3 protein-coding genes are annotated in these 3,005 nt (G+C 66.9%); 2 read left to right on the top strand and 1 reads right to left on the bottom strand.

What is annotated here, in order from left to right:
• Positions 1–530, top strand: a 530-nt coding sequence (locus ACK4SV_RS16515; protein WP_409918939.1) for an FGGY-family carbohydrate kinase, incomplete at its 5' end; no start/stop codon positions are given.
• Here ACK4SV_RS16515 and ACK4SV_RS16510 read toward each other — a convergent pair.
• Positions 527–2,461 (bottom strand): sialate O-acetylesterase, encoded by a 1,935-nt coding sequence (locus tag ACK4SV_RS16510; protein WP_409918938.1) that lies wholly within the window; start codon positions 2,459–2,461, stop codon positions 527–529. The two genes, ACK4SV_RS16515 and ACK4SV_RS16510, sit on opposite strands and share 4 nt — an antisense overlap.
• 312 nt (positions 2,462–2,773) lie before the next feature.
• Between ACK4SV_RS16510 and ACK4SV_RS16505 the strand changes: the two genes are divergently transcribed.
• The coding region (locus ACK4SV_RS16505) for a cellulase N-terminal Ig-like domain-containing protein (protein WP_409918937.1) at positions 2,774–3,005 on the top strand (232 nt) is incomplete at its 3' end.

The raw sequence follows: 3,005 nt of genomic DNA, 5'->3' as shown, positions 1-3,005 counted from the left end.
ATGATCTGAAACTCATTCAGAGGGCGGATGAAAGCGAGAAGGCCGCTGCCAGCCTGCCGGACAATGGCGGGGTGTATATGGTGCCGGCTTTCACTGGCCTCGGCGCGCCGCATTGGGACGCCGAGGCGCGCGGGCTGATCTGCGGGCTGACGCGCGCGGCGACGGCGGCGCATATTGTGCGCGCCGGCCTCGAGTCGGTGGCCTATCAGACGCATGATTTGCTCACTGCCTTCGCCGCCGATGGCGCGTCCATTGCGGAGCTGCGCGTCGATGGCGGAATGGTGGCGAATGATTGGTTGATGCAGTTCCTGGCCGATGTTTGCGGCCTGCCCGTGCTGCGCCCCGATTACCGCGAGATGACGGCGCTGGGCGCGGCGGCAGCGGCGGCGATGCAGATCGGCTGGATCACGGCGGAAGACTGGGCGGCGCGCGATGTGCCCGGCACGCGGTTCGAGCCGCGCATGGCGGACGGCACGCGGCAGGCGCTGCTGCAGGGCTGGCAGTCGGCGCTGGGCCGGACGCTCGCCTAGTCGAGCGACAGTTCAAACGGCGTGACCGGCGTGCCATCCGGCGCCATCAGATTGCAGACCGGCGTATCGCCCCAGCAATAACGAAGGGTTGAGGTCTCCGCAGAAGGAGCGTCAATCTCGATCATGCTGCCGTTCAGGGCTGCATCCGTAAACGCACATCCGCCGCCTGCGTCGCACAGCATGAAACCCACGGGCCGGTCATGACCAGAGGTCTGATAGGCGCCGGAGGTTTCCGGCAGCGCAATGCGGATGACGTTCTCCTCACGCCGCGCTTCAACTGGGCTGTATCCCGTCCGCGCCGGATTGTCGGGTCCGTCCAGAAGCGCGTCCCACACCGTCCGCATGCGGCGGGCAACTTCCTGCTTGTTGGGCGGGTGGATGTCCCATTCGTCCCCGGCGCCGAGCGCCACGACGAGCCCGGCCGCCTCATCTGCCATCACGAACCGCCGCTGCGCATCGCGCAAGGAAGACCAGCCGGAGTTACCTGCGGTCATCATCCGCGCGCCAAATTCGGGTAGCTGTATGACCAGCATCGGGAGCCCTTGGCCAAACTGGTCTCGGAAATCCGCCGTCAGTAGGCGGAGGAAGTTCTCGTATGTTTCCGGCTCACCCGCATTCGACTCGCCCTGATACCAGAGCGCGCCGCGCAGCTTCGTGCCGGCCAGCGGCGCAATCATGCCGTGATGCATGCCCGAGAGGCCCGACACGCTCATCCAGGGCATCTGCGGCGCGCCGCCGAGTTCGGGCGGGACTTTCTGATAGGTCCAGTTGCCCGCGAGCGGCACCCGGTCGCCGGAGGCCAGCCGCAGGAAGACGGTGTCCTCCGGCCCTGTCATCCCGCCTTCGGCCCAGCCATTATGGACGTTGACGAGGATCAGGTTCTCTCCTGCCCTCAGTGTGCCGGCGGGCAGGGTGTACTGGCGCGGCGTGCCCCAGCCGAAGGTCGTGCCGATGAAGGCGCCATTGACCCAGACCGTGTCGATCTCGTCGATGCCGCCAAGCGACAACTCCGCCGCGCCGGCTGCCTGCGCCGCTGTCAGCGTCACGCGCCGCTCATGCCAGACCATGCCGAGATAGGTTTCGAGCTCCGGGTCGCCGAAAGCTTTCCAGTCGCGAAGCTCGCCCGGTATGGGCTTGGGGTCGGCCAGACCATCTTGCCAGGGTGTTGTCCCGGCGGCGGCTTGCCACCAGCGTTCCCAGATTGCGCCGAAGGCGGAGGTCGCTGCCGCCGGATCCGCCACATAGGTGCCCAGCAGGTCCAGCCGCTCGGTGAGGTGAGGGGCCGTACGCAGCGCGTCCGGACTGATCCAGGCTTCGATCCGCGAGCCGCCCCAGCTGGCATTGATCAGGCCGACGGGAACGTCCTCGCTGGCCTGCCAGTCGCGGCCGAAGAAGTAGCAGAGGGCGGAGAAATGGGTCACCTCATGCAGGTTTGCGGCCTGCCAGCGGGTGCCTTCCGGCAGCGCAGACTGGCGCGTGACAGAGGCGACATGCGGGACCTGCAACAGGCGCATGTCTGGCCGCAATGGCTTCGCCAGTTCCCGTTCGGGGTTAAGCGCGAGGCGTACCGGCCAGGCCATGTTCGACTGGCCGGAGCAGAGGAACACATCGCCAATGGCGATATCCTTGAAAGTGCGGGCGCCCCTGGAGCTGCTGGCCCGCAGGGTGAGGCCCGTGGCGGCATCGAGGGCGGGCAATTCCGCTTCCCAGCGCCCGGTGGCATCGGCGCGCGCCTGTGCTTCGGCGCTGCCAAGCGTAACCGTGATCTCCGCATCCGGATCGGCGCTGCCAGATACCGTTACCGGCTGGCCGCGCTGGAGGACCATGGCGTCCATGAAGCGCGCGTCGAGAACCGGGTCCGCATCCGCGCAGGCGGCAAGGGATAAGAGGGCGAGCGCTGCCGCCAGCCACAGGTGTTTGCGATAGCCCATCACGGTTTTTCCCCTCCCAGCGTAATTTTCTTGTTGATAGCGCTATCATCTAGCCCTTAAAGTGCAACACATAACAGACCGGTTCGCAAAGGGCGGATCGGCAAAGGTGGCACGCCGCGAGACGGCTGCGTCCTGCGGGGTGCAGCCGCAGGCGAAAGGCCAAGAGGGGAGATACGTGTGCGGTCTGGTGGACCTGAGTCTGTACGGCCGGCTGCTTTCTGGCCATTTGTGGCCGGGTTGATCGCCGCATTTGTTGCTGCCTGCGCCTCCACGCCTCTCGCGCCGCAAGCCGCTGGCCCCTGCGAGGTCCGCATGACGCAGCATGGCGTCTCGCCCTCGGGGCCGCTGCGCGCCATTGTGAACAGCCCCAGCGGCGCGCCGATTCCATATACCCTTCGCGGCGCAGACGGCGCGATCCTGGCCGAAGGCCGGACTGAAGCGTTCGGGGCGGACAGGGCATCGGGCGAACGCGTGCATGTCATCGACATTACCGCCGTGCCGCCGGAAGGCGAGGGCTATGTGATCGAGGCCTGCGGTGGGGCGA

Source organism: Hyphomonas sp. (genome assembly GCF_046313735.1).
GTDB lineage: Bacteria > Pseudomonadota > Alphaproteobacteria > Caulobacterales > Hyphomonadaceae > Hyphomonas.
Note: the sequence above shows the minus strand (reverse complement) of the source record. Positions and strands in the feature narration are given on the sequence as shown.

Coding starts and splice junctions, on each gene's coding strand:
- ACK4SV_RS16510 (WP_409918938.1), bottom strand. CDS start 2,461: ATGGGCTATCGCAAACACCTGTGGCTGGCGGCAGCGCTCGCCCTCTTA.